We start from the raw sequence: 25100 nt of genomic DNA on the forward strand, positions 1-25100 counted from the left end.
CAGCGGGAGACCGAGGAGAGGATGAGGGGTGTGGAGACGGCGTTCGTGCTCGGTGGCGGTGGCGTGCTCGGCGCGCACGAGGTGGGCATGCTGCAGGCGCTGGACGCGGCCGGCATCCGTCCCGACCTGGTGGTGGGCACGTCCGTGGGCGCGCTGAACGGGGCCGTCATCGCCGCCGGGCCTGGCGAGGCGGTGGAGCGGCTGACCGGGTTGTGGCGCTCCGACATCGTCCGCACCGCGTTCGCCGGCTCGTGGGTGGCCCGGCTGTCGACGCTGGCCAGGACCGGCACCCACCTGCATCCGGTCGGGCCGCTGCGCGACGTCCTCGCCGAGACGGTGCGGGTGGGGCGGATCGAGGAGCTGGCGGTGCCGTTCCAGTGCGTGGCGGCGTCGGTGGAGCGGGCGGCCGCGCACTGGTTCACCACCGGGCCGCTGGTGCCGGCGGTGCTGGCGTCGTGCGCGGTGCCCGGCCTGCTGCCGCCGGTGGTGATCGGCGGGGAGCATTTCTACGACGGCGGGCTGGTCCACAGCATCCCGGTGGGCCGGGCGGTGCGGCTCGGGGCCAGGCGGGTGTTCGTGCTGCACGTCGGCAGGATCGAGCGCCCGCTGACGGCGCCGCGGCGGTTCTGGGAGGTGGGCATGGTGGCGTTCGAGATCGCCCGCCGGCACCGTTTCGCCGAGGACATGGCGAGCCTGCCGCCGGGCGTGGAGGTGCACGTGCTGCCCGCCGGGGCGACCGGGCCGCTGTCGCCGCTCCGCTACCGGGACGGCGCGCAGGTGTCGGAGTGCATCGAGCGGGCGTACCGCGCGTCCGCCGGCTATTTGAGCGACCATGGATGTTGAGGGCAGGGGAGGAGGACAACCTACGTCCAGGGAGGCCGTGTTGCTCCCCCCACGTATCCTGCGCCGGGTCGTGCTGGCGCCGCTGATCATCCTGGTGACGGTGGCCATGCTGGTCACGCTGCCGCTGTGGCTCGTCGTCGTGGCCGTCGCCTCGATGGGCCTGCCGCCGCCGCAGCGGCGGGCGCCGCGCTTCGTCTGGTTCGGGGTGGCCTGGCTGACGCTGGAGTCGCTGGTGCTGATCGGCTGCCTGTGGCTGTGGGTGGCGGGCGGGGCCCGCCACCAGGAGCGGCACTACGCGCTGGTCGGGTGGTTCCTGTCGCGCGTGTACGCCGCCGCCGGGCGGATCTTCCGCCTGACCGTGGACGTCGAAGGGCCGTCCTGCCCGGACGGCGGGCCGCCCCGGCCGCTGATCGTACTGTCCAGGCACGCCGGCCCCGGCGACTCGTTCCTGCTGATCCACCGGCTGCTCATCGCCCACGGGCGGCGCCCGCGGATCGTGATGAAGGCCGCGCTCCAGTACGATCCCACGCTCGACGTGATGGTCAACCGGCTGCCGAACGCGTTCGTCCCCCGCCGCTCCGGCCGCCGGCGCATCGTCGGGGAGATCCGCCGCCTGGCCGCCACGATGGGCGAGCGGGACGCCCTGGTGATCTTCCCTGAGGGCGCGAACTTCAGCCCGCGCCGCCGCCGGGTGGCGATCCGCCGCCTGGAGGCGAAGGGCCTGGCGGAGGAGGCCGCGCGGGCCCGCCGCATGGAGCACGTGCTGCCGCCCCGGCCGAGCGGCGCGCTCGCCGCGATCGCCGCCTGCCCGGCGGCGGACGTCGTGTTCGTGGCGCACACCGGCCTCGACGACCTGGTCACGCTGGGGGACGTCTGGCGCAGGCTGCCCTACACCGTGCGCATCTCCGCGACGTGGTGGCGGGTGCCGGCCGCCGAGGTGCCGCGCGGGCGCGAGGAGGGCGTGCGCTGGCTGTACGACAACTGGGCGCGCGCCGACGCCTGGATCAGCGGGCGGCGGGGGCTCCCGGTGGAAGGAACGGGACCTCCGGCGGGCCGTCGCTGATCAGCCGCAGCAGCGCGCCGGTGTCGAGGTGCCGCTCGACGAGGTCGCCGAGCGCGTCCAGCCTGGCCTCCCTGAGCGCGGCGAAGTCGGTGGCGGGGGCCGGGACGAAGTCGCGCCCCGCGCGGGCGGCCACGTCGGCCAGGAACGCGCGGCGGAAGCCGTCGTTCTCCAGCGCCCCGTGCCAGGTGGTGCCCCACACGTCGCCGGCGCGGCAGCCGTCGAGGAACGGCTCCCCGCCCTCCACGGTGACCCGCCCGTGGTGGATCTCGTAGGCGCGTACCGGCTGCCCGTACGCTGTGCCCTCCGGCCGGCCGAGACGTTTGTCGGGCGCGAACTCGACCCGCGCCGGCAGCAGGCCGAGCCCGTCGACCTTGCCCGCGCCCGACTCGACCTCGTCCACGATCTCGCGCCCGAGCATCTGGAACCCGCCGCAGACGCCGAGCAGCGGCCCCTTCCGCTCGGCGAGGGCCGCGGCGAGGCCGGTGCGGCGCAGCCAGCGCAGGTCGTCGACCGTGGCGCGCGAGCCGGGCAGCACGACGAGGTCGGCGTCGTCCAGCTCGGCGGGGCCGGTGACGAAGCGCACGACGACGCCGGGTTCGGCGGCCAGCGCGTCGAGGTCGGTGAAGTTGGAGATGCGCGGCAGCCGGACGACCGCGACGCGCAGGGTCTGCCGGCCGTGCGGCGGGCCGGTGGTCACGTGGCGGGCGTCGAGCGCCAGGGAGTCCTCGACGTCCAGCCAGAGGCCGTCGAGCCAGGGCAGCACGCCGTAGACGTGCCGGCCGGTCAGCTCGCGCAGCATGTCGAGGCCGGGCTCCAGCAGCTCTCGCGCACCGCGGAACTTGTTGATCACGAACCCGGCGACGAGCGCCTGGTCGGCGGGCTCCAGCAGGGCGACGGTGCCGTGGAACGCGGCGAACACGCCTCCTCTGTCGATGTCGCCGACCACGACGACCGGCAGGCCGGCGGCCCTGGCCAGGCCCATGTTGGCGAGGTCGGAGCGGCGCAGGTTGATCTCGGCGGGGCTGCCCGCGCCCTCGCACACGACCACGTCGTAGCGGGCCCGCAGCCGGGCCAGGGACTCCAGGGCGGTGGTGCGGAGGAGGTCCTTGAGGTCGTCGTACTCCATGGCGTCCACGTCGGCGACCGGCCGGCCCATGAGGACGACCTGGCTGCGGCGCTCGCCGCCCGGCTTGAGCAGGACGGGGTTCATGTCGGCGACCGGCTCCAGGCCGGCGGCCTGCGCCTGCGCCGCCTGGGCCCGGCCGATCTCGGCGCCACCGGGGGTGACGTAGGAGTTGAGCGACATGTTCTGCGCCTTGAACGGCGCCACGCGCACGCCCTGGCGGGCCAGCCAGCGGCAGATGCCCGCGGTGACGACGCTCTTGCCCGCGTCGGACGTGGTGCCCGCGACGAGCAGCCCCCCGGTGACCATGCGGCCACCGTACCGGAGCCCCGGTGGCGCCGGTGGTCGTCCTCCCGGGCGTCAGCCCTGGGGGCCGCGGTCGTGCCGCTCGCGCTCGGCGGCGGTCGGGTCGCGCTCGACGGTCATCTGCTCGCGCTCGGCCGGCGTCCGGCCCTCCCGGGTCCCGCCGCCGTAGCGGCGCTGCACGGCATCCGCGCCCTTCTCGATGTGCTCGTCGTACTTGTGCCCGGTGCGCTCCTTGGCGTACCGCTCGGCCCGGTCCAGCATCTGGTCGGCCTGCTTGGAGTGCCCGCGGGCCAGGTTCTCGGCCTTCTTCAGCCATTCCGCGATGCGGCTCATGACGCCTCCCCGTCGTGTCGGCTACCCGGCCCCCCTACCCGGCGGGGCCGGACAGTCACGTGGTCAGGCCGGGCCGGTGTCGCCGAGGTGGGCCGCCGGCACGGGGATCGACGGGAACGGGTTGTCGGGCAGGAGGATGACGCGGCGGGCCTGCCGGGGCCGCAGGGCGGCGTCGAGGTGGAGCAGGGCCGCACCGATGCCGGCCGCGCCCACCATGTAGCCGGTGTCGGCGCTCACCTCGCCGGGCCGTAACCGCCGGTACGCCTGGTACCAGCGGAACCCGCGGTCGTCGTGGTCGGTGGCCGCGCCGATGAGGTGGCGGGCGAGCCGTTGGGCGTAGGCGAGGTGGGTGGCGTCGCCGGTCTCCGCCCAGAGGCCGGTGAACAGCTCCAGCAGCCCGGCCGAGCCGCAGCACTGGCAGGCCGTGTTCCAGAAGCCGGGGGTGCGCCGCTCCGGCACGCCGCTGCGGACGATGCCGCCGGCCAGCCGCTCCACCCATTCGAGGTGGCCCCGGTCGCCGGTGACCCGGTGGAGCTCCTGGAACATCCGGGCCACGCCCGCCGAGCCGGAGCAGAACCCGAGGTAGTGCAGGCCGCGTCCCTGCGGCACGTGGTGGGGCACCAGCGCGCACCGGTCGGTGACGACGCTGACCTCGCGGACGAAGCCCGCGCCCCGGCCGGCCGCCTCCAGGAAGCGGGACTCGCCGGTCTGGCCGTACAGGCGGGCGAGGAGGAACGCGGTCCCCGCGGTGCCGGCCAGGAACCCGGGGGTGACGGCGTCCGTGGGCAGGTCGGGGCAGTCGCCGAAGCGGTGGCCGGGGACGGCGAGCCCGGCGACGCGCTCCCCCGCCTCCACCGCGATCTCCTCGTAGCGCGGCACGCCGAGGGCGGTGGCGGCGCGCAGCAGCCCGAGGACGATGCCGCCGTCGCCGCGCTGGGCGGGGTCGCCGGTCCAGCCGGGGCCGCCGGGGAGCGGCCGGGCGGACCGGACGACGTGTTCGGCGGCGGCCCGCGCCGCCGACTCCAGCCGCTCGTCGCCGAGCGCCCATCCGGCCTCGGCGAGCGCCACGACGGTGCCGGTGAGGCCGTGGTAGAGCGTGAGGTCCTGCTGCTCGCGCCAGGTGGCGGCGAGCCGGCGCGCCCCGGCCGCGGCGTCCTCCAGGTACGCCTCGTGCCCGGTCGCGGCGGCGAGCTCCAGGAAGAACAGCACGATGCCGGCCGACCCCGCGTAGAGGGGGGCGGGCTCGGGGGCGGCCAGCGCGGAGCGCCCGCGGGCGTCCGGGTTGGCCGCCCAGGTGCGCCCCGTCGCGTCGTCGCGGGCGGCGGTGCGGATCCACCGGCCGGCCAGGATGGCGGCGGTCAAGGGCGTCTCGGCGCGCTCGCGCGGCGAGCGGGTCTTGTCCGAACCCATACGTTTGATTATCCCACACTTCTGGTAGGAAATTTAGGGCACTGGTCGAGTCGCCTGGAGGGAAGACGGTGGCCCTGCCCGATTTCCTGATCGCGGGCGTGCCCAAAGCCGGCACGACCGCCCTGCACACAGCGCTGCGGCAGCATCCCGAACTCTACCTGCCCACGATCAAGGAACCGAAGTTCTTCCTCACCGACGGCCCGCCGCCCGAGCGCGGCGGCCCCGGCGACGTGGAGACCTACCGGGAGCACGTCTGGCGGCTCGAGGAGTACGAGGCGCTGTTCGCCGACGCGCCCGCGGGCGCGCTGACCGGCGAGTCCACCCCGTTCTACCTCTACGACGCCGGGGCGCGCCGCCGGATCAGGTCCCTCGTCCCGGACGTCCGGATCATCGTCACGCTGCGGGACCCCGTCGAGCGCGCCCACTCCAACTGGACGCACCTCTGGTCGGCCGGGCTTGAGCCGATCGGCGACCTCGTACGCGCCTGCGAGGCCGAGCCGGAGCGCGTCGCCGCCGGCTGGTCGCACTTCTGGCACTACGTCGGCCTCGGCCGCTACGGCGAGCAGCTGGCCGACCTGTTCGAGCTGTTCCCGCGCGAGCAGGTGCTCGTCTTCCGCTACCGGGACGTCGTGGACCGCCCGGCCGAGACCCTCGACCGCATCTGCGCCTTCCTCGGCGTGCGGCAAGGGCTGCTCACCGAGGTGCCCCGGCGGAACGTGACCGCGCACCCCGCCCCCGGCGCCCGGCACGCCGTGCTGTCCACGCTGGCCCGCCGCCTGCCCGCCCTGGCCCGGCCGATCGAGGGCCTGCTCCAGCACCGGGGCGAGGCCCGCCGCCCGCTGTCGTGGGAGCGGCGGCAGCGGCTCATCCCGTACTTCGCCGAGGACGTCGCGCTGCTCCAGCGGGTCACCGGCGAGGACTTCGGCGACTGGCTGCGGCCGAGGGAACGCTCCGGCGGCCTGGTCGGCGTCCGGCCGCCGGGGCAGCGGCAGTCACGCAACGGCCGCCGCGGCCGATGAGCTAGCGCAGCTCGGTGCGCAGCTCGTGGGCGCCGTCCTCGCGGGTGTACTCGTAGTAGAGGCGGGTCCCGCCGCCGGGCAGGTCCACGAGCTCCAGGTAGCGCAGGCCGCCGCCGCCGTACGGCGAGCGCGCCGCGGGCCGCTCGCCCACGGCGGTCAGCGCGGCGGGATCGGCCCCGGTCGCGATGCCGGTGCGCTCCTCGTAGTTCTCGTCCGCGCCGGCCCGGCCGTCGTAGAAGGCCACCACCCGGTCGCCGTCGAAACGCACCGCGCTCACGCGGACGCCGCGCGCGTCCCACAGCCCCGGCCGGCCGCTCAGCGCCGTGCCCTGCCAGGTCCACTCCAGGCCGTCGGAGCTGGTGGCGTAGTCGGTGACCATCCGGTCGGCCTCGTCGGGGTCGGCGAGCGGGTGGCAGGAGGCCCACAGGTGCCACACGCCGTCCCGCCTGACGATCACGGTGTCCTTCACGCCGGTCTTCGGATCGCCGGGCAGGACCGTGACGCGGGTGCGGGGGTCGAACGCGCCGGGCTCGCCGGCCTCCAGCGCCTCCACCCGCCAGTGCTTGGTGCCGGTGGTGGCGCAGCTCAGGTAGAGCCGCCAGCGCCCGTCGGGCAGGCGGACGAGGGAGGGCCGCTCCAGCGACTCGGCGTCCATCTCCTCCCGCGTGATCGTGGTGAGCGTCTCGAAGCGCTCGCCGTCCACGGAGCGGGCGATCACCACCGCGTAGCCGCGGCCCTGCCCGACGGGGCGGCGCAGCCGGTAGGCCAGGTGGATGAGCCCGTCGGCGGCGACGGCGCTGGGCGCGCCCGCCCAGTGCCCCTCCCCCGGCGACGGCGGCGCGATCGCCACGCGGGCGCGGGCCGGGTCGGGCAGGAGGGCGTTCTCGTCGATCGGCATGGGACCGAGCGTAGGGCTGGACGGGGTGCCGGGCATCGCCGCTTGCCCCTTCTTTATGGTTCTCCTCATTGCCTATGGACTTTACCGGGAACCTGGGGCTTCTACCCTACCTGTATGACCCCGCACACCTTCACGATCACCGCCGACGGCCCGTTCGACTTCGGCGGTTGCCTGCGCTTCGCCGAGGACTGGCCCGCCACCAGCGCGCTGCCCTCCGACGGGCGGGCGCTGCGCTTCGCCTACTGCGCGGAGCACGACTGGAAGCCGATCGGGGTGCGGGTGACGGCGGCGCCGGGCGGGGTCGAGGTGGCCACCACGCGGCCCGCGGGCCCGTCCATCCGCGGCGAGGTGGCGCGGATCCTCTCCCTCGACGTCGACGGCACGGGCTTCCCGAAGATCGGCGAGGCCGACCCCGTCCTCGGCGACGTGCAGCGGCGGCGTCCCGGGCTGCGCCCGCTGTGCTTCTGGAGCCCGTGGGAGGCGGCGTGCTGGGCGGTCGTCGTACAGCGCTCGTCGATGCTCGTCGCCTCGCGCGTCAAGCAGCGCATCGCCGCGCGCTTCGGCGCCGAGGTCGTCGTGGACGGGCAGGCGTTCCAGGCGTTCCCGCCGCCGGTGTCGCTGCTGGAGGCGGGCGGGCTCGGGCTGCCCGCGCAGAAGGAGGAGTGGGTGCGCGGCCTGGCGCAGGCGGCGCTCGACGGTGTGCTGACCACCGAGCACCTGCGCTCGCTCGCCCCCGAGGAGGCGCTGGCCGAGCTGCGCGCCCTGCCCGGGGTGGGTCCGTTCTCCGCCGGGCTCATCCTGATCCGCGGCGCGGGCGCGCCGGACGCCTTCCCCGGCGACGAGCCGCGGCTGTTCGCGATCCTGCGGGAGGCGTACGGCCTGCCCGAGGACGCCCCGCCGGCCGCCTACCGCGCGCTGGCCGAGGCGTGGCGGCCCTACCGTTCGTGGGCGTCCTTCCTGTTCCGCGCCACGGCCTACGACCAGGCGCTCACGCGGCCGGATCCACAGGCAGCTCGACGGTGACGGTCAGGCCGCCCTCCTCGCGCGGCCAGCCGGTGACCGTGCCGCCGTGGGCCTCGGCGATGACCTTGACGATCGACAGCCCGAGCCCGCTCCCCCGGTCCGAGCGCAGCCGGTCGCCGTGCAGCCGCCGGAACGGCTCGAAGATCGTCTCCATCTCGTACGCCGGCACGGGCAGCCCGGTGTTGGCCACGACCAGCTCGACCCGCTCGGCCCTGCGCCGCGTCGAGACCCAGACCTCGCCCTTCGGGTGGTTGTGCCGGATCGCGTTCTCCAGCAGGTTCTGCACCAGCCGCTCCACCAGCACCGCCTCACCGGTGGTCGGCGCGGGGTCGAGCAGCCGGTGGATGGTCACCTCCCGCTCGGCGGCCTCGGCGGCGGCCTGGTCCAGCACGTGCTCGGCCACGTCCGTCAGGTCGAACGGCCGCCGGTCCAGCACCGCCTGCTCGCCTTCGGCCAGCGCCAGCAGGCCGTCGATGAGGCGTTCGTGCCGGGCGTTGACCAGCAGCAGCGACTCGCCGAGCCGCTTGACGTCGTCGGTGGCGTCGGGCCGGCGCACGGCCACGTCCACGAGGGTTCTGTTGATCGTCAGCGGAGTGCGCAGCTCGTGTGAGGCGTTCGCGACGAACTTGCGCTGCGCGTCGAACGCGCGGGCCAGCCGGCCGAGCATGGTGTCGAAGACGTCGGCCAGCTCCTTCATCTCCTCGCGCGGGCCCTCGTAGGCGATGCGCTCGGTGAGGTCGTGGCTCTGGGCGACCTGGCGGGCGGTCTCGGTCATCCGGCGCAGCGGCCGCAGCACCCAGCCGGCCGTCCGCCAGCCGAGGGCGAACGCCCCCGCCGCGCCTGCCACCACGACGAGCGCGCCGACGTCGCGCACCGCCTGGAGGGTGTCGCGCTGGTAGGCGGCGCGCACCCGCATCGCCTGCCTGCGCGCCAGCTCGTACGTGTGCTGGTTCCTGCAGACCCCCTCCGGGGTGCACGCGGGCGTGAGCAGGTCGGCGCGATATTCGAGGCTGGAGCGCGCGACGAGCCACACGCCGGCGAGCACGAGGGCGCCGAGGACGAGGAACGTCACGGCGCAGGCCACGGCGAAGCGGAGACGCGCGCTCATCGGATGCGGTAGCCCGATCCCGGCACGGTCTCGATGACCTGGGGCTCGCCGAGCTTCTTGCGCAGCTTCATGACCGTGGTGCGCACGGTGTTGGTGAACGGGTCGATGTGCTCGTCCCACACCTTCTCCAGCAGGTCCTCGGCCGAGACGACCGCGCCGCGGGCGCGCAGCAGCTCGGCCAGCACGCCGAACTCCTTGCGGGCCAGGGGAACGTACACGCCGTCGCGGAACACCTGCCGGTGCGCCCAGTCCAGCCGGACCCCGGCCCGCTCCAGCAGGGGCGGGTCGGCCTTCCTCGCCCGGCGGCCGAGCGCGTGCACGCGGGCCACCAGCTCCTCGAACGCGAACGGCTTGGGCAGGTAGTCGTCGGCCCCCAGCGACAGCCCGCGCACGCGGTCGCGCACGTCCCGGGCGGCGGTCAGCATCAGCACCCTGACCAGCCACTCCCGCTCCACGACGGTCCTGCACACCTCGTCGCCGTGCACCTGGGGCAGGTCGCGGTCGAGGACGAGGACGTCGTAGTCGTGCACGGCGAGGCGTTCCAGCGCGGCCTCGCCGTCGTAGGCGACGTCCACCGCCAGTGCCTCGCCCCGCAGCCCTTCGGCGATCGAGTCGGCGAGCATCTTCTCGTCCTCAGCCACCAGCACCCGCACGCGCGCTCCCCCTGCGAGATCCACGAACGGCGACGATCATCGCCGAACCCACATAACGCCCGCATAACCACATCTCGTGACGATCAGGTTATCGGCCGTCCGCTGGACTGCCTGGCCTACGGCCGGAACCGCCGGCCCGCCGCACGGGAGGACGTCCGTGACCGCCCGACCGCTCCGGACGCACCGGCTGTTCTGCTGCGTGCTCGCCCTGGCCGCCGCGTTGCGCGTGCTCGTCATGCTCGGCTACGACACGGCGCAGGTCTACTGGTACGACTCCTTCACCTACCTGGACACCGCCGTGCACCCGCGTCCGCAGGGCGCGTTCCACCCCGCCGGGTACTCGTGGTTCCTGCGGGCGCTGCTCCCCTTCCACAGCGTCCGGCTCGTGGCCGGGGTCCAGCACGTGATGGGCCTCGGGATCGCGGTGATGATGTACGTCCTGCTGCGCCGGCGCTCGCTGCCCGGCTGGGGGGCGACGCTGGCCACCGTGCCCGTCCTGTTCGCCCCGGCGTTCGTCCGCCTGGAGCACGCGGTGCTGTCCGACCTCCAGGTGATCTTCCTGGTGACGGCCGCGCTGCTGGCCCTCATGTGGCGGCCCGGGGAGATCTCCGTCAGGGCCGCCGCCGCGGCGGGCCTGCTGCTCGCCCTGGCCGGGCTGACCCGCACCGCCGCCGTGCCGCTGCTCGGCCTGGCCGCGCTCTGGCTGCTGCTGCGCCGCACGCCCTGGCGGCGGGTCGTCGCGCTGGCGCTCGCGGGCGGCCTGCCGCTGCTGGCCTACGCCGGCTGGTACGCCCAGCACCACGGCAGGTTCGGCCTGAGCGGCTCGGACGGGGTGGCACTGTGGGCGCGCACGATGACGTTCGCCGACTGCTCGGTGATCAAACCGCCGCCCGGCCTGGCCCCGCTCTGCCCGAACGGCACCGTCGTGGACGCCGCCTCCGAGTACGTCTGGGCCCCGGGCTCCGCGCTCAACCGCCTGCCCGGCGACCGCTTCTCGCACAACGACGCGGCCCGCTCGTTCGCGCTGGCCGCGATCGCCGCCCAGCCGCTCGACTACCTGCGGGAGGTGGTCAGGGACACCTCGCTGGCCTTCACCTGGGAGCCGGTCGCGCATCCGAAGCGGGTGGTGCCCGCGGTGACCTTTCCGGTCGGGTCGTGGCCGCTGCCCGAGGAGCACCCGCTCATCGGGAAGGTCCGCGCCGAGTACGACCAGGACCTCCGCGGGATGTCGTCCGTCGAGCCGTACGCGTCGGTCCTGGCCGCCTACCCGTACCCGTGGTGGCTGCACGGCCCGCTGTCGGCGGCGCTGCTGCTGGCCGGCGGCCTCGGCGTGGCCGCCGGGCCGGGGCGGCGGGCCGTGCTGCTGCCGTGGGCGTTCGCGATGTTCCTGCTCGTCGCGCCGGTGGCCGCGCTCGACTTCGACCACCGGTACGTGCTGCCCGCCGTCCCGCCCGCGTGCCTGGCCGCCGCGCTGGCGTCAGGAAGCCTGCACCGACGCCTCCGTCCTGGCCACCGCCGGGCGGCGCTCCGCACCCGTGCGCCGGAACAGGATGGCCCGCGCCGCCACGGCCACGCAGACCGCGCCGAGCAGCAGTCCCCAGGCCACGTCGCTGAGGAAGTGCATCCCCCGGTACACGCGGGAGAACGCCACGCTCAGCGGCGCGGCGACGCCGAGCACCCAGATCACCACCTGCAGCGCCCGGCTGCGCGTGTGCGTGGCGAGCACGAGCGCGAGCCCGCAGTAGAACGCGACCGCCGCGCTGACGTGCCCGGACGGGAAGCTGGAGGTGGGCGGAGCCGGGTCGAGGTGTTCCACAGGCGGCCGGTGCCGGCCGACGACCTCGGTGGTGCCGAGGAAGACCAGTGACTGGCTCCACACCGCGACGATCAGGAAGACCGACTCCAGCCAGCGTTTCCACACCAGCCGGAACGCGACCGCGGCGATCGCGGTGAGCGCGACGATGTAGGGGGTGTCGGACAGGCTGCTGCCGAAGTCGGTGAGGGTGTTCCAGTCGGAGGTCCGGTCGGCGGCCAGCGCCCGGCTCAGCCCGGCCTCCCCGGTGGGCCAGGCGAGGATCGCCCGGCCGGCCCCGTACGTCACGGCGGCCAGCAGCACCAGCGGTAAGAAGATCGTCGAGGCGTAGTACTTCACGTGCTCACTCATGGGTCACCTTCACCGATTCCGGTTCCACTCCTTCGCTCACCGGCGAGGCCGGTCTGCGCCCCTGCTTGCGCCGCCACGTCTCGAAGGCCGCCGCCGTCGCGGCGATCACCGCCGCGCCCAGCACGATGCCGCCCACCACGTCGCTCACCCAGTGCACGCCGAGCGCCACCCGCGTGTACGCCACCGACAGCACCACGAACCCGCCTGCCGCCCACGCCACCCGCCGCCCCCACCGGGGCAGCGAGGGCAGCAGGAGCAGGATGAGCACGCCCACGCCGAGCGTCACGTTGACCGCGTGCCCCGACGGGAACGACTCGCCGGGCGCGAGCGCGACCGGGTCGGGGAGGTGCGGCCTGGCCCGCGCCACGACGATCTTCAGCGCGAGCCCGAGCAGCCCGCCGACGACCATGGTGGTGACCGCCCACGCGGCCAGCCGGGGCGCGCCCCGGTACAGCAGCCAGGCGGCGTACAGGCCGACCGCGATCCGCCACGGCCACGGCCCGAACACGTCCGTCCAGACGATCAGCACCGTGGTCATGCGGGGATGGTCGAGCGCGTACGCGTGCAGGTTCACCGCGACCTGGTGGTCCAGGCCGTTCAGCGGCATCTTGGCCACGACGAGGAGAAGGGTGAACGGGACCATGATCAGCACCACGGCGACACTCGCCAGCGCCAGCCGCAGCCCCAGGCCGCGGTCAGGATCTTTGAGCTGTGGACGCCTCACGTTCTCCGGTCCTTCCCCTCGGCTGCGCGTCCGCCACGGCTACCCAGCCGGCGCGCGATAATGCCCTGCCTGACAGGCTTCGGTGAGGGTAGTCGGAGAGGCATGTCCCCCACCGTGGCGGTGATCGCCCACCGCAAGAAGACGTTGGGAGCCGGCCTGGACCGGCTCCGGGTGCTCATCACCGAGGAAGGCGTCGGCGACCTGCTCTGGTACGAGGTGCCGAAGAGCAAGAAGGCGCCCAAGAAGGTGCGCAAGGCGCTGAAGAAGGGCGCCGAGCTGGTGTTCGTCTGGGGCGGCGACGGCATGGTGCAGCGCTGCGCCGACGCGCTCGCCGACTCCAAGGTGCCGATGGCCATCCTGCCCGCCGGCACCGCAAACCTGTTCGCCGGCAACCTCGGCATCCCCGTCGACCTGGAGGAGGCCGTGCGGATCGGCTTCCACGGGCGGCGCGAGCGGCTGGACCTGGGCGTGGTCAACGGCGAGCACTTCGCCGTGATGGCCGGGGCCGGGTTCGACGCGGAGATGATCGCGGCGACCGACGGGGCGGCCAAGCGGCGGCTCGGCAGGCTGAGCTACGTCAAGGCGGCCGTCCAGGGCGTCGGCGGCCCGCTGGTGCCGATGACGATCGACGTGGACGGCACCACCTGGTTCGACGGCATGGCGAGCTGCCTGCTGCTGGGCAACGTGAGCACGATCGCGGGCGGCATCGAGGCGTTCGACGACGCCCGGCCGGACGACGGCTGGCTGGACGTGGGCGTCTCGACCGCCAAGGGGCCGGTGCAGTGGGCGCGGGTGCTCGGCAGGATGGCGGCCGGGCGCTCCGACGAGTCGCCGTTCGTGCGGATCACGCGGGCGCGGAAGGTGTCGGCGCGGTTCGGGTCGCCGCTGACGTACGAGTTGGACGGCGGCGACCGGGACAGCGTCACGGAGATCGAGGCGAAGGCCGCTCCGGGCGCGCTCACGATCTGCCTGCCGCCCGCGCCGTGACCGGGATCACCGCTTTGAGCTGGACTCCTCCGAATGGCCGTGACCGGCCTGGGTAGCGGACGACGCCTGACAGGAAGACACCTATGTCACGGCGTATGCCGAGGAGTTCTGTTATGAGCGAGTCAAACCCGATCAAGTCGGCGGTCGAGAAGGTCGTGGACACCGTCGCCCACCATGGCCACCCGGAGAAGGCCGAGATCCCCGGCGTGCCGAACAGCGAGCCGCCCTCGCTGGAGGAGCCGGTCGAGCCGCGCGAGCCGCTCGCGCCGAAGCCCGACCAGACGGGGCCGGACACCTTCTCCCCCACCGGGCAGCCGACGGGCGCGCCGCAGGACGCGGTCGCGCAGGGCGGCGCGTTCCTGACCAGCGCCCAGGGGGTGCGGCTGCCCGACACCGACCACTCGCTCAAGGCCGGCCCGCGCGGCCCGGTGCTGCTGCAGGACTTCCACCTGCGCGAGAAGATCATGCACTTCGACCACGAGCGGATCCCCGAGCGGGTGGTGCACGCCCGCGGCTCGGCCGCCCACGGCGTCTTCCGTTCCTATGGCACCGCCGCGAACATCACGAAGGCCGCCTTCCTCGCCGAAGGGGTCGAGACGCCGGTCTTCGTGCGTTTCTCCACCGTGCTCGGCTCGCGCGGCTCGGCCGACACCGTACGCGACACGCGCGGCTTCGCGACCAAGTTCTACACCACCGAAGGCGTGTACGACCTGGTCGGCAACAACATCCCGGTGTTCTTCATCCAGGACGGCATCAAGTTCCCCGACGTCATCCACGCGGGCAAGCCGCACCCCGACCGGGAGATCCCGCAGGCGCAGAGCGCCCACGACACGTTCTGGGACTTCGTCTCCCTGCACACCGAGGCCACCCACCACACGTTGTGGAACATGTCGGACCGCGGCATCCCCCGCTCCTACCGGATGATGGAGGGCTTCGGCGTCCACACCTTCCGGCTGGTCAACGCCGCGGGCGAGACGACGCTGGTGAAGTTCCACTGGAAGCCGAAGCTCGGCGTGCACTCCCTGACGTGGGAGGAGGCACAGATCATCAACGGCGTGGACCCCGACTACCACCGGCGCGACCTCGCCGACGCGATCGAGGCGGGCGCGTACCCGCAGTGGGAGCTGGGCGTCCAGACCTTCCCCGACACCCCTGATCAGATGTTCGAGGGCATCGACCTGCTCGACCCGACGAAGATCGTCCCGGAGGAGCTGGCGCCGGTCCAGCCCATCGGCCTGATGGAGCTCAACCGCAACCCCTCCAACTTCTTCGCCGAGACCGAGCAGGTCGCCTTCCACGCCGGCCACCTGGTGCCCGGCATCGACGTCACCGACGACCCGCTGCTGGCCGCCCGGCTGTTCTCCTACCTGGACACGCAGCTCACCCGGCTCGGCGGGCCCAACTTCCCGCAGATCCCGATCAACCGGCCGCACGCCCCGGTCAACGACATGCTGCGGGACGGCTTCCACCAGGACGCGGTGCACCGGGGGGTGGCGCCGTACCGGCCGAACTCGCTGGACGGCGGCTGCCCCTTCCAGGCCGGCGCGGGCGAGGGCGGCTACGTCGAGGTGCCGGTCGAGGTGGCGGGGCGGAAGGTGCGCGAGGCGCCCGCCTCCTACGCCGACCACTTCAGCCAGCCGCGGCTGTTCTGGCGCAGCATGTCTCCTGTCGAGAAGGAGCACATCATCGACGCCTACACCTTCGAGCTGGGCAAGTGCTACGAGCAGGCGGTGAAGGAGCGGCAGCTCCGGGTGCTGGCCAACATCGACCCGGTGCTGTGCCACGAGGTCGCCCAGGGGCTGGGGCTGCCCGCGCCTGAGCCGTCCGAGCCGCTGGCCGATCCGGCGCCGAGCCCCGCGCTGTCGCAGGTGGGCCGGGAGTGGCCGGCCAGCGGGCGGATCATCGGCATCGTCGCCGACGACTCCTGCGACCTCGCCGCGGTCGGCGCGGTGCGGGAGGCCGTGCTGGCCGCCGGCATGGTGCCGCTGATCATCGCGCCGAAGGGCGGCATGCTGGGCACGATGCCGGTGCAGCGGACGTTCCTGACCGCGCGCTCGGTCGAGTTCGACGCCCTGCTGCTGGCGGGCGCGCCGGCGCCGGGCAAGGACGCCTACGGGGCGCGCGACGCCAAGGCGGGCAACCTCCCCCCGGACGGGGCCGTGGACCCGCGCGTGGTGCTCATGGTCATGGAGATGTACCGGCACGCCAAGGCGATCGGCGGCTGGGGGGCGGCGCCGCGGGTGCTCGCGCAGGCGGGCGTGCCTGAGCAGGCTCCCGGCGTGGTCGCGGGCGAGGACGGTGAGCAGGTCCTGCGCGAGGTGGTCCTGCTGATGGCGGCGCACCGCGTGTGGGAACGCTTCCCCGCGGCCGCCTGATCCGTACGCGAGCCTGATCCTTCGGCCGAGGGGGCCGGGTGAACGCGCCCGGCCCCCTCGGCACCGGAGAGGATCACGCCCGCTAAGTGGCCTTTTGCGACGTATGGGTAGGGGCGGAATCATGAGTCACCACACACCCGAGCATGACCCTCGCTCCCGTTTCGAGGACGAGGGCATCCCCGACCTGCAGGACGGCACTCCCGAACAGCAGTGGGCGGTGGACCCGCAGGAGGCCCCGCTGCCGGCCGACCACCCGGTGGCGGTGGACGACTTCGGCACCACCGCCGACGAGCAGATCCAGGGCGAGTCGCTGAGCGGCCGCCTGGACCGCGAGGTCCCCGAGGACCAGCCCGTGTTCGGCGTGGCCGAGTCCGCCACGGCCGACCGGCTGCCCACCGACCAGGACGACGCGCCCGAGGTCGAGCGCGTGACCGAGGAGGGCGGCCTCGGCGTGGGCGCGGACCTGGACACGGGCTACGAGCGCGACGACGACGTGGACCCCGGCTGGGAGGCGCAGCCCGAGGAGCCCTCCGGCCAGGTCTGGGACGAGCCGCGCCGGGCCGGCCGGCTGGTCGCGCCCGACGAGGGGACGCGCGGCGACTCCGAGGCCGACGAGATCGCCACGGAGGTCGGCCCCGACTCGGGCGGCTACAGCGCCGAGGAGGCCGCGATGCGGGTCGAGCCCGAATGAGGAGTGGACATGTCTGACGAGAAGCCGCGCACGGAACGCGAGCAACGCGACGAACGACGCGAGCAGGACAAGCCGCCCTCGGAGCCGGAGCCCGGCCTGCCCGGCGGCGAGCACATCGGCGCGGACGTGGACTGGGTGGCCTCCGACGAGGAGGACGACCCGGACGGCGGCTCCGGCCGCACGGCCGACGACGACGGCGGCTACCTGCCCGGCGAGGGCACCGGCCGTCCCTACTGAGACAGAAAGGGTGGACATGGCGGAGTTGCTGACGGGGGACTTCTACGCTTTCGAGGACCTGCTGGCCGACGACGAGCGCGAGACGCTGCTGCGGGTGCGGGAGTTCCTGCGCGACAAGGTCGTGCCCATCGCCAACGACTACTGGGCCCGCGCGGAGTTCCCCACCCACCTGGTGAAGGAGTACGCCGGCCTCGGGATCGCCGGGCTCGCCTTCGAGGAGCTGCCTGGGCCGAAGCCGAGCAGCCTGCTCAGCGGCTTCCTCGCCATGGAGATGGCGCACGCCGACGCCTCGATGGCCACCTTCTACGGCGTGCACACCGGGCTCGCCATGGGCAGCATCGCCGCCTGCGGCTCGGCCGAGCAGCGGGCGCGCTGGCTGCCGGCGATGAGCGCGATGGAGCAGATCGGCGCGTTCGCGCTGACCGAGCCGGACGGCGGCTCCGACGTCTCCGGCGGGATGCGCACCACGGCCCGGCGGGAGGGCGACACGTGGGTGCTGGACGGCGCCAAGCGGTGGATCGGCAACGCCACCTTCGCCGACCTCGTCGTGGTCTGGGCCCGCGACACGGAGGACGGCCACGTCAAGGGCTTCGTCGTCGAGAAGGACACGCCCGGCTTCACCGCCACCAAGATCGAGAACAAGATCGCGCTGCGCTCGGTCCAGAACGCCGACATCACGCTCGACGGCTGCCGGGTGCCCGAGGCGAACCGGCTGGAGGGCGCCAACTCCTTCCGCGACACGGCCGGCATCCTGCGCCGTACCCGCAGCGGGGTGGCCTGGCAGGCGGTCGGCGTGATGCTGGCCGCCTACGAGATCGCGCTCGACTACGCCAAGGAGCGCGAGCAGTTCGGCCGGCCGATCGGTAAGTTCCAGCTCGTGCAGGACCTGCTGGTGCGGATGCTCGGCAACGCCACCGCCTCGCTCGGCATGGTGACGCGGCTGGCCCAGCTCCAGGACGCCGGCACCTACCGCGACGAGCACTCGGCGCTGGCCAAGGCGTACTGCACGACCCGGATGCGCGAGGTCGTCGGCTGGGCGCGCGAGCTGCTCGCGGGCAACGGCATCGTGCTCGACTACGACATCGGCCGCTTCGTCGCCGACGCCGAGGCGCTCTACTCCTACGAGGGCACCCGCGAGATCAACACCCTCATCGTGGGCCGCGCGGTGACGGGGCTGAGCGCCTTCGTGTGAGCCCGGCCGCTCCCGGAGCCGCCCGGCGGCGTGCTCCTGGGGCCGGTCAGCACGAGGATCACCGCCGACAGGATGCTCAGCGCGACCACGACGAGCAGCACGCCCACCAGCTGGCGGTTGCTCACGTGGCAGGCGTAGCGCTGCGGCCCCTGGTGGTTCAGCTCGTCGATGCGACGGGTGAAGCCGGGGTCGCCGCAGCGCAGGTCCTGCTCGATCTCCGCGAGCAGCCGCCGCTCGCGGTCGGACAGGCTCACCGCTCGATGCCGGCTTCGCTCTCCGGCCCCGGCAGCTCCTCCTCGTCGTGGCGACCGTAGGTGTGCGGGTGGTGCATGTCGAAGGCGGGCCGCTCGGAGCGGATCATCGGCATGCTGACGAAGTTGTGCCGGGGCGGCGGGCAGGAGGTGGCCCACTCCAGCGAGTTGCCGTACCCCCAGGGGTCGTCCACGGTGACGCGCGGCGCGTTCCTGGCCGTCCACCAGATGTTGTAGAGGAACGGCAGCGTCGAGAGGCCCAGGATGAACGCGCCGACGGACGAGATCTGGTTGAGCGTGGTGAAGCCGTCGATGGCGCTGTATTGGGCGTAGCGGCGCGGCATGCCCAGGGCCCCGAGCCAGTGCTGCACCAGGAACGTGGTGTGGAAGCCGATGAACAACGTCCAGAAGTGCCACTTGCCGATGCGGTCGTTGAGCATCCTGCCGGTCATCTTCGGCCACCAGAAGTAGAACCCGGCGAACATGGCGAACACCACGGTCCCGAACACCACGTAGTGGAAGTGCGCGACGACGAAGTAGGAGTCGTGCAGGTGGAAGTCGAGCGGCGGCGAGGCCAGGATGACGCCGGTCAGCCCGCCGAGCAGGAAGGTGACGAGGAACCCGATGGCGAACATCATCGGCGTCTCGAACGTCAGATATCCCCGCCACATGGTGCCGATCCAGTTGAAGAACTTCACGCCGGTCGGCACCGCGATGAGGAACGACATGAACGAGAAGAACGGCAGCAGCACCTGCCCGGTGGCGAACATGTGGTGCGCCCACACCGTCATCGACAGGCCCGCGATGGCCACGGTCGCGCCCACCAGCCCCACGTAGCCGAAGATGGGCTTGCGGCTGAAGACCGGGATGACCTCCGTGATGATGCCGAAGAACGGCAGCGCGATGATGTAGACCTCGGGATGCCCGAAGAACCAGAACAGGTGCTGCCAGAGCATCGGCCCGCCGCTCTCCGGGTCGTAGACGTGGGTGCCGAGCTTGCGGTCGGCCTCCAGCGCGAGCAGCGCCCCCGTCAGCACCGGGAACGCCATCAGCACGATCATGCTGGTCAGCAGCGTGTTCCAGGTGAAGATCGGCATCCGGAACATGCTCAGGCCCGGCGCCCGCATGCAGATGATGGTGGTGAAGAAGTTCACCGAGCCGAGGATCGTGCCGAGACCGGACAACGCCAGGCCCATCACCCACAGGTCGCCGCCGATGCCGGAGCTGTAGGTGGCGTGCGACAGCGGCGTGTACGCGGTCCAGCCGAAGTCGGGCGAGCCCAGGTTGGTGAAGATCGAGCTGAACACGATCACGCCGCCGAACAGGAACAGCCAGTAGCTGACCGCGTTCAGCCGGGGGAAGGCCACGTCCGGCGCGCCGATCTGCAGCGGCATGATCACGTTCGCGAAGCCGGCGAACAGCGGCGTGGCGAACAGCAGCAGCATCGCCGTGCCGTGCAGCGTGAAGAGCTGGTTGTACGCCTGGAGGCTCACCACCTGGACGCCCGGCTGGGCCAGCTCGGCGCGGATGATCATCGCCATGATCCCGGCAAAGAGGAAGAAGACGAACGACGTGATGAGGTAGAGGTAGCCGATCACTTTGTGGTCGGTGGTCGTCAGCCACGCCGCGATCCTCGCGCCCTTGGTGCGGCGCGCGGGCGCCGGCGGTGAGGTCAGCGGCTCCTCGCCAGGCTTGTACGTCGTCATCGGTGTTCTCCGTCATGCGGGCGCCACGGGTCTCACATCCGGTACCCGTGGCTTCTGACGGGAATCGCCTGATTACTGAGCGCGACCGAAGTCCTTGCGTCCGGTTGGGCGGTGCTCGACCGTACGCAGCTGGTGCGAGAGCCAGTCGACCACCTTGGCCACGAAACTGATCCGGTTCGCGACCTGCCGGATCTCGTGGCCCTCGTCGTCGAAGATCAGCGCCTCGCAGGGCAGGCCCAGCGCGCGGGCGGCGGCGAGGACCTGCTCGGCCTCGTACAGCGGCACGTTGGTGTCGGCGGCGCCGTGCACGAGCAGGAGCGGGGCGGCCAGCCGGTCGAGCGCGCGCAGCGGCGACAGGGCGCGCAGCAGGTCGCGGTCGGCCTCCGGATGGCCGTACTCGCTGACGGCGGCCTCGGCGATCCACGGCTCGGTGCGGGCGTAGAAGCTCTCGAAGTCGGCGATGCCGGCCACGTTCACGCCCGCGCGGAACAGGCCGGGATGGGCGACCATCGCGGCCAGGGTCAGGTAGCCGCCGTACGACCAGCCCGTGCAGGCCAGCCGGCCGGGATCGGCCAGGCCCAGGCGGACCAGCTCGGCCGCGCAGTCGGCGACGTCCTCGATGGCGCGGAAGCGCAGCGGCCCGTCGTCGGCGCGGCGGAAGGCCCGGCCGTGCCCGCCCGAGCCGCGCACGTTCGGGGCGAACACCCCGATCCCGGCCGCCAGCAGGTTCTGGAACAGCGGGTTGAAGGTCGGCCGCTCCTCGTCCTCGGGGCCGCCGTGCAGGTAGAGCGCGTACGGGGCGGGCCCGGTGACGTGCGGCGGCCGGTAGAGCCAGGCGGTCAGCTCCAGCCCGTCGCGGGCCCGCAGCCGCACCGGCTCGGCCCCGGCCGCCGCCGGCAGCGGGCCGGCGCCCGCCACCCTCCGGTAGCGGCCCGTGCCGAGGTCGCACACCAGCACGTGGGACGGCTCCTCCGGGCTCTCGGCGGCGAGCGCGGCCAGGGTGCCGTGCCAGGCGATGCGGGCCGAGGTGACCACGGCGGCGGGCGGCGGCGGCAGCGACCGCAGCTCGCCGCTGGCGAGGTCCAGGACGTCGAGCTCGGAGCGGCCGTACCGGTTCCAGACCAGCAGCGCCCGGCTGCCGTCCGCGCTCAGCGCGAACCGGTCCAGCTCCGCGTCCTCGCGCTCGGCCAGCACCCGCTCGGGAGCCGTCGCGCCGCGCCGGGCGGCCAGCAGCGCGGCCCGGTCACGGCCGGCGTCGGTGACCAGGTAGGCGGTGCCGCCGTCCGGCGACAGCACGCCGAGGTCCGTGGTGCCGGGCAGGCCGGGCAGCAGCGGGTGCTCCGCGCCGTTCGCGAGGTCGGCCACGTACATGCGGCGGGCGCCGCGCGGGCCGCGCCGCAGCAGCATCCTGGAGTGGTCGCGGCTGACCGAGGCGGGCCACATCAGGTGGCCGGCGGCGATCGGCCTGCGCCCGCCGGTGACGGCGTCCACCAGCACGGCGGTCGTCAGGCCGTCGGCGGCGGTCTCGGCGACGAGCAGCGTCTCCCCTCGGCCGGTCCAGCGCACCATCGAGGCCGAGCCGCCGGGCGGGGCGGCCAGCGTGCGCAGGTCGCCGCCGTGCGTCTGGACCGCCTCCACCTGCGTGTGCTCCCCGCCGCCCGGCGCGACCAGCACGGCCAGGTGGCCGCCCGTGGGCGCCCAGCTCACGTCCATGACCGGCTGCGGCCCGGTGTCCACCGGCCACGCCTCGGCGCCGTCCCGCAGCGGCTGCACCCAGACCTTCGGGTGGCCGTCGCGGTCGCTGACGTAGGCCACGGCGCTGTCGTCGGGCGCCAGCGCCGGGGCCAGGCAGCTCTCGGCCGTCAGGCTGGCGGGCGAGGGGACGCGGGCCGGCCCGCCCAGGTCGTACGTCATCCGCCCGGTCAAACCCCGTGGGCCTGCAGCCACAGTTCGAGCAGGCCGAGTTGCCAGAGCGGGTTCACGCCGGTCGGCGTGCTGTCGGCGTCGGGGTCGGCGAGCAGGCGGGAGACGTACTCGGGGCGGAAGAGGCCGCGCTCGCGGGCCGCCCGGCTGGTCAGCGCGTCGCGCACCAGGTCCAGGACGCGCCCGTCCACGTGCCTGATGGCGGGCACGGGGAAGTAGCCCTTGGGCCGGTCGACGACCCCCGCGGGCAGCAGGCGGCGGGCGGCGTCCTTGAGCACGCCCTTGCCGCCGTGCGCCAGCTTCAGCTCGGCGGGGCAGGCCGCGGCCAGCTCGACCAGCTCATGGTCGAGGAACGGGGTGCGGGCCTCCAGTCCGTGCGCCATGGTCATGTTGTCCACCCGTTTGACCGGGTCGTCCACCAGCATGGCGGTGGTCTCCAGGCGCAGCACGGCGTCGAGGGCGGTGTCGGCGCCGGGCCTCGCCAGGTGCTCGCGGACGTACGCGCCGCTCGCGTCGTGGTCCAGCAGGTGTCCTGGCGCGAGGACGCGGGCCAGCTCGCCGTGCGGGCGGTCGAAGAACTCGCGGGCGTAGACGTCGGCGGCCCCCTCGCGCGGCACGTCCGCCAGCGGCGGGAACCAGCGGTAGCCCGCGAACACCTCGTCGGCGCCCTGGCCCGACTGCACCACCTTGACGTGCCGGGCGACCTCCTCCGACAGCAGGTAGAAGGCGACGCAGTCGTGGCTGACCATCGGCTCGCTCATGGCGCGCACGGCCTGCTCCAGGCCGTCGACCAGACGGGCGTCGGGGATGCGGATGCGATGGTGGTCGGTGCCGAACCGCCCGGCCACCAGGTCGGAGTAGGCGAACTCGTCGCCCTTCTCGCCGCCCGCGGCCTCGAAGCCGATGCTGAACGTGGCCAGCCCCTCCTGCCCCTGCTCGGCCAGCAGCGCCACGATGAGGCTGGAGTCCAGGCCGCCGGACAGCAGCACGCCCACCGGCACGTCGGCCACCATGCGGCGGCGCACCGCCGTGCGCAGCGCGTCCAGGACGGCCCGCCGCCATTCCTCGGCGTCGAGCCCGGCGTGCTCGGGCAGCGCGCCGCGGGTGTAGGGCGGGTCCCAGTAGCGGTGCTCGCGGCTCGTGCCGTCCGGCTCGACCACGAGGACGGTCGCCGCGGGCAGCTTGCGCACCCCGGCGAGGATCGTCCGCTCGCCCGGCACCAGGGCGTGGAAGGTCATGTAGTGGTGCAGGGCCACCGGATCGACGGTGGTGTCCACGTCGCCGGCCGCCAGCAGGGCGGGCAGCGAGGAGGCGAAGCGCAGCCTGCGGCCGTTCTCGGCCAGGTACATCGGCTTGATGCCGAGGCGGTCGCGCCCCAGCACGACGCGGCCGGTGTCGCGCTCGGCGACGGCGAAGGCGAACATGCCCTTGAAGCGCTCCACGCAGGCGGGGCCCCACCGGTGGTAGGCCTTCATGAGCACCTCGGTGTCGGAGGTGGAGTAGAAGCCGTAGCCGTCGCGGCGCAGCTCGTCACGGAGCTCCGCGTAGTTGTACAGGCAGCCGTTGAACACCACCGCCAGCCCCAGTTCGCCGTCCACCATCGGCTGGGCCGCCTTGTCCGACAGGTCGATGATCTTCAGGCGGCGGTGGCCCAGCGCCACAGGGCCCTGAGACCACAGTCCCGAGCCGTCCGGCCCGCGATCGTGCATCTCCTCCGCCATCCGGTCCACCGCGGCGATGTCCGCCTCCTCGTCGTCGAAGCGGATCTCGCCGCACAGGCCGCACATGATGAGGAACCTCCTTGTCGTCAGACCGCCGGCCGCTGATGCTCGGCCCGATGGTCAGGCTGGTCGTCGAGCTGGTCGTGGGGACAGGGGATGGGCAGGTCGTCGGGCCGGGGGGTGTGCAGGTCGTGGTTCCAGTCGCAGGAACGGGTCTCGGACAGCAGCAGGTCCACGACGTCCTCCAGGCGTCCGCGGCGGGCGTGGGCCGCTCGCTGCCGCGCCGCCGAGCTGCCCCGAGCGGGGGCCTGCCGCGCCAGCGCCGAGACCAGCTCCCAGTCGCCCGCCTCCGCGAGGTGCGGGCGCGCCCGGTCGAGCAGGCACGCGATCACCTCGGCCGCCGGGCGCGGCGTCCCCTCCACCGGGTCGACCAGCGCGCCCTCCAGGCCGGACCGCGCCGCCTGCCAGGTGGCCGCGCGCACCGCCTCCAGGTGCACCTCGCGCTCGACGCCCCGGCGGACCGCCTCCAGCTCCGTGGCGACCAGCGCCCGGAACAGCCCGGCGATCAGCACGACGTCCGCCAGCCGCGGGCAGGAGTCGCAGATGCGCAGCTCCACCGTGGGCAGGTGGCAGGAGGGCCGGATGTCGAAGTAGATCATCCCGGGATCGGCGACGACCCCGGACCTGATCAGCTCGTCGATCATCCGCTGGTAGTCGGCGGCCGAGTCGTACCACGCCATCGGGCCGGTCGTGGGCCAGCGCTGCCACACGAGGGTGCGGTAGCTGGCGTAGCCGGTGTCGGCGGCGTCCCAGAACGGGGAGCTGGCGCTGAGCGCCAGCAGCGGCGGCAGCCACGGCGCGAGCCGGTGCGCGACGGCCACGGCCAGCTCCCGGTCGCGCACTTCGGCGTGCACGTGCATGCCGCAGATGAGCTGCTCGCGGGTGAGCACCTGGAAGTCGAGGAGCATCCGCTCGTAGCGGGGGTCGGGGAAGATCTTGAGCTGGTCCTCGTCCACGAGCTGGGGGCTGCCCGCGGCCACGACGCCGAGGCCGAGCGCCTCCGCCTCGCGGACCAGCGTGGCGCGCATGCCGCACAGGTCGCCCGCCAGCTCGGTCAGGCCGCGGAAGGGCAGGCTGTTGGACTCCACCATCGAGCGCTGCAGCTCGTGCGTGAAGCGGGCGGGGGGCAGCGCCTCCAGCAGCAGTCCGGACCGGGCCGCCAGGTGACGGGTCCGCAGATCCACGACGTGGAACTCCTCCTCCACTCCCACTTTGATCGGCTCTCCTGACTCCGGCACGATCATCACCCCCGACATCGAGCCCTAAAAGCAGACACTCCCCCATAAATCG

At 73.5% G+C, this 25100-nt stretch carries 23 protein-coding genes; 10 read left to right on the forward strand and 13 right to left on the reverse strand.

Annotated elements, in window-relative coordinates:
* The first annotated feature begins 21 nt into the window (after positions 1-21).
* Positions 22-843 carry a patatin-like phospholipase family protein gene (locus tag Nocox_RS32675; RefSeq protein ID WP_033408525.1) on the forward strand — a complete coding sequence of 274 codons (822 nt, stop codon included), beginning with the start codon at positions 22-24 and terminating at the stop codon, positions 841-843.
* A gap of 37 nt (positions 844-880) precedes the next feature.
* On the forward strand, positions 881-1906 hold the full coding sequence (locus Nocox_RS32680) for a 1-acyl-sn-glycerol-3-phosphate acyltransferase (RefSeq protein ID WP_063711611.1): 1026 nt from the start codon (positions 881-883) through the stop codon (positions 1904-1906).
* Here Nocox_RS32680 and Nocox_RS32685 read toward each other — a convergent pair.
* From Nocox_RS32685 to Nocox_RS32695, 3 genes are all read right to left on the reverse strand, one after another.
* Positions 1848-3338 (reverse strand): cobyric acid synthase, encoded by a 1491-nt coding sequence (locus tag Nocox_RS32685; RefSeq protein WP_020542057.1) that lies wholly within the window; start codon positions 3336-3338, stop codon positions 1848-1850. The genes Nocox_RS32680 and Nocox_RS32685 overlap by 59 nt on opposite strands.
* A gap of 51 nt (positions 3339-3389) precedes the next feature.
* On the reverse strand, positions 3390-3668 hold the full coding sequence (locus tag Nocox_RS32690; protein ID WP_020542056.1) for an antitoxin: 279 nt from the start codon (positions 3666-3668) through the stop codon (positions 3390-3392).
* Positions 3669-3731: 63 nt separating this feature from the next.
* Positions 3732-5078: a lanthionine synthetase LanC family protein gene (locus tag Nocox_RS32695; RefSeq protein WP_020542055.1), complete on the reverse strand. Its 1347-nt coding sequence runs from the start codon at positions 5076-5078 to the stop codon at positions 3732-3734.
* Between the two features lie 68 nt (positions 5079-5146).
* Here Nocox_RS32695 and Nocox_RS32700 point away from each other — a divergent pair, with 68 nt between their 5' ends.
* Positions 5147-6097 carry a sulfotransferase family protein gene (locus Nocox_RS32700; protein WP_020542054.1) on the forward strand — a complete coding sequence of 317 codons (951 nt, stop codon included), beginning with the start codon at positions 5147-5149 and terminating at the stop codon, positions 6095-6097.
* A 1-nt stretch (position 6098) separates the two neighbouring features.
* On the opposite strand, the gene Nocox_RS32705 is transcribed toward Nocox_RS32700, so the two are convergent.
* Positions 6099-6995 carry a glycoside hydrolase family protein gene (locus Nocox_RS32705; protein ID WP_026214105.1) on the reverse strand — a complete coding sequence of 299 codons (897 nt, stop codon included), beginning with the start codon at positions 6993-6995 and terminating at the stop codon, positions 6099-6101.
* A gap of 114 nt (positions 6996-7109) precedes the next feature.
* On the opposite strand from Nocox_RS32705, the gene Nocox_RS32710 reads away from it, so the two are divergent.
* The gene (locus Nocox_RS32710; protein ID WP_020542052.1) at positions 7110-8018 is read left to right on the forward strand and encodes a DNA-3-methyladenine glycosylase family protein; all 909 of its coding nucleotides are present in this window, start codon (positions 7110-7112) and stop codon (positions 8016-8018) included.
* Here Nocox_RS32710 and Nocox_RS32715 read toward each other — a convergent pair.
* The 3 genes from Nocox_RS32715 to Nocox_RS44265 all read right to left on the reverse strand — a co-directional run bounded on the left by Nocox_RS32715 (position 7984) and on the right by Nocox_RS44265 (position 11700).
* The gene (locus tag Nocox_RS32715; protein ID WP_020542051.1) at positions 7984-9126 is read right to left on the reverse strand and encodes a sensor histidine kinase; all 1143 of its coding nucleotides are present in this window, start codon (positions 9124-9126) and stop codon (positions 7984-7986) included. The two genes, Nocox_RS32710 and Nocox_RS32715, sit on opposite strands and share 35 nt — an antisense overlap.
* Positions 9123-9779 (reverse strand): response regulator transcription factor, encoded by a 657-nt coding sequence (locus tag Nocox_RS32720; RefSeq protein WP_020542050.1) that lies wholly within the window; start codon positions 9777-9779, stop codon positions 9123-9125. Before Nocox_RS32720 ends, Nocox_RS32715 begins: the two co-directional genes overlap by 4 nt.
* Before the next feature lie 1477 nt (positions 9780-11256).
* Positions 11257-11700 carry a phosphatase PAP2 family protein gene (locus Nocox_RS44265; RefSeq protein WP_425517806.1) on the reverse strand — a complete coding sequence of 148 codons (444 nt, stop codon included), beginning with the start codon at positions 11698-11700 and terminating at the stop codon, positions 11257-11259.
* A gap of 49 nt (positions 11701-11749) precedes the next feature.
* Here Nocox_RS44265 and Nocox_RS43415 point away from each other — a divergent pair, with 49 nt between their 5' ends.
* On the forward strand, positions 11750-11923 hold the full coding sequence (locus tag Nocox_RS43415; RefSeq protein WP_020542047.1) for a hypothetical protein: 174 nt from the start codon (positions 11750-11752) through the stop codon (positions 11921-11923).
* A gap of 12 nt (positions 11924-11935) precedes the next feature.
* On the opposite strand, the gene Nocox_RS32730 is transcribed toward Nocox_RS43415, so the two are convergent.
* Positions 11936-12667 carry a phosphatase PAP2 family protein gene (locus Nocox_RS32730; protein WP_020542046.1) on the reverse strand — a complete coding sequence of 244 codons (732 nt, stop codon included), beginning with the start codon at positions 12665-12667 and terminating at the stop codon, positions 11936-11938.
* Positions 12668-12769: 102 nt separating this feature from the next.
* Here Nocox_RS32730 and Nocox_RS32735 point away from each other — a divergent pair, with 102 nt between their 5' ends.
* The 5 genes from Nocox_RS32735 to Nocox_RS32755 all read left to right on the forward strand — a co-directional run bounded on the left by Nocox_RS32735 (position 12770) and on the right by Nocox_RS32755 (position 18149).
* Positions 12770-13654, forward strand: a complete 885-nt coding sequence (locus Nocox_RS32735) for a diacylglycerol/lipid kinase family protein (RefSeq protein ID WP_020542045.1) — start codon at positions 12770-12772, stop codon at positions 13652-13654.
* A gap of 113 nt (positions 13655-13767) precedes the next feature.
* On the forward strand, positions 13768-16029 hold the full coding sequence (locus Nocox_RS32740) for a catalase (protein WP_020542044.1): 2262 nt from the start codon (positions 13768-13770) through the stop codon (positions 16027-16029).
* A 121-nt stretch (positions 16030-16150) separates the two neighbouring features.
* Positions 16151-16720, forward strand: coding sequence for a DUF5709 domain-containing protein (locus Nocox_RS32745; RefSeq protein WP_020542043.1), 570 nt, complete (start codon positions 16151-16153; stop codon positions 16718-16720).
* 9 nt (positions 16721-16729) lie between these two features.
* Positions 16730-16957 carry a hypothetical protein gene (locus Nocox_RS32750; RefSeq protein ID WP_020542042.1) on the forward strand — a complete coding sequence of 76 codons (228 nt, stop codon included), beginning with the start codon at positions 16730-16732 and terminating at the stop codon, positions 16955-16957.
* 16 nt (positions 16958-16973) lie between these two features.
* Positions 16974-18149, forward strand: coding sequence for an acyl-CoA dehydrogenase family protein (locus Nocox_RS32755; RefSeq protein ID WP_026214103.1), 1176 nt, complete (start codon positions 16974-16976; stop codon positions 18147-18149).
* On the opposite strand, the gene Nocox_RS32760 is transcribed toward Nocox_RS32755, so the two are convergent.
* The 5 genes from Nocox_RS32760 to Nocox_RS32780 all read right to left on the reverse strand — a co-directional run bounded on the left by Nocox_RS32760 (position 18077) and on the right by Nocox_RS32780 (position 25048).
* Positions 18077-18403, reverse strand: coding sequence for a DUF3040 domain-containing protein (locus tag Nocox_RS32760; protein WP_020542040.1), 327 nt, complete (start codon positions 18401-18403; stop codon positions 18077-18079). The two genes, Nocox_RS32755 and Nocox_RS32760, sit on opposite strands and share 73 nt — an antisense overlap.
* A complete protein-coding gene (gene ctaD, locus Nocox_RS32765; protein ID WP_020542039.1) occupies positions 18400-20106 on the reverse strand; it encodes an aa3-type cytochrome oxidase subunit I in 1707 nt (568 codons plus the stop codon). Before ctaD ends, Nocox_RS32760 begins: the two co-directional genes overlap by 4 nt.
* 72 nt (positions 20107-20178) lie before the next feature.
* Entirely contained in the window at positions 20179-22020 is a 1842-nt protein-coding gene (locus tag Nocox_RS32770; protein WP_020542038.1) for a S9 family peptidase, read from the reverse strand.
* An 8-nt stretch (positions 22021-22028) separates the two neighbouring features.
* Complete coding sequence (locus tag Nocox_RS32775; RefSeq protein ID WP_020542037.1) at positions 22029-23816, reverse strand: N-acetylglutaminylglutamine amidotransferase; 1788 nt, start codon at positions 23814-23816, stop codon at positions 22029-22031.
* Positions 23817-23836: 20 nt separating this feature from the next.
* Complete coding sequence (locus Nocox_RS32780) at positions 23837-25048, reverse strand: carboxylate-amine ligase (RefSeq protein ID WP_246649636.1); 1212 nt, start codon at positions 25046-25048, stop codon at positions 23837-23839.
* Positions 25049-25100 lie beyond the last annotated feature (52 nt).

The organism is Nonomuraea coxensis DSM 45129, assembly GCF_019397265.1.
GTDB classification, from domain to species: Bacteria; Actinomycetota; Actinomycetes; order Streptosporangiales; family Streptosporangiaceae; genus Nonomuraea; species Nonomuraea coxensis.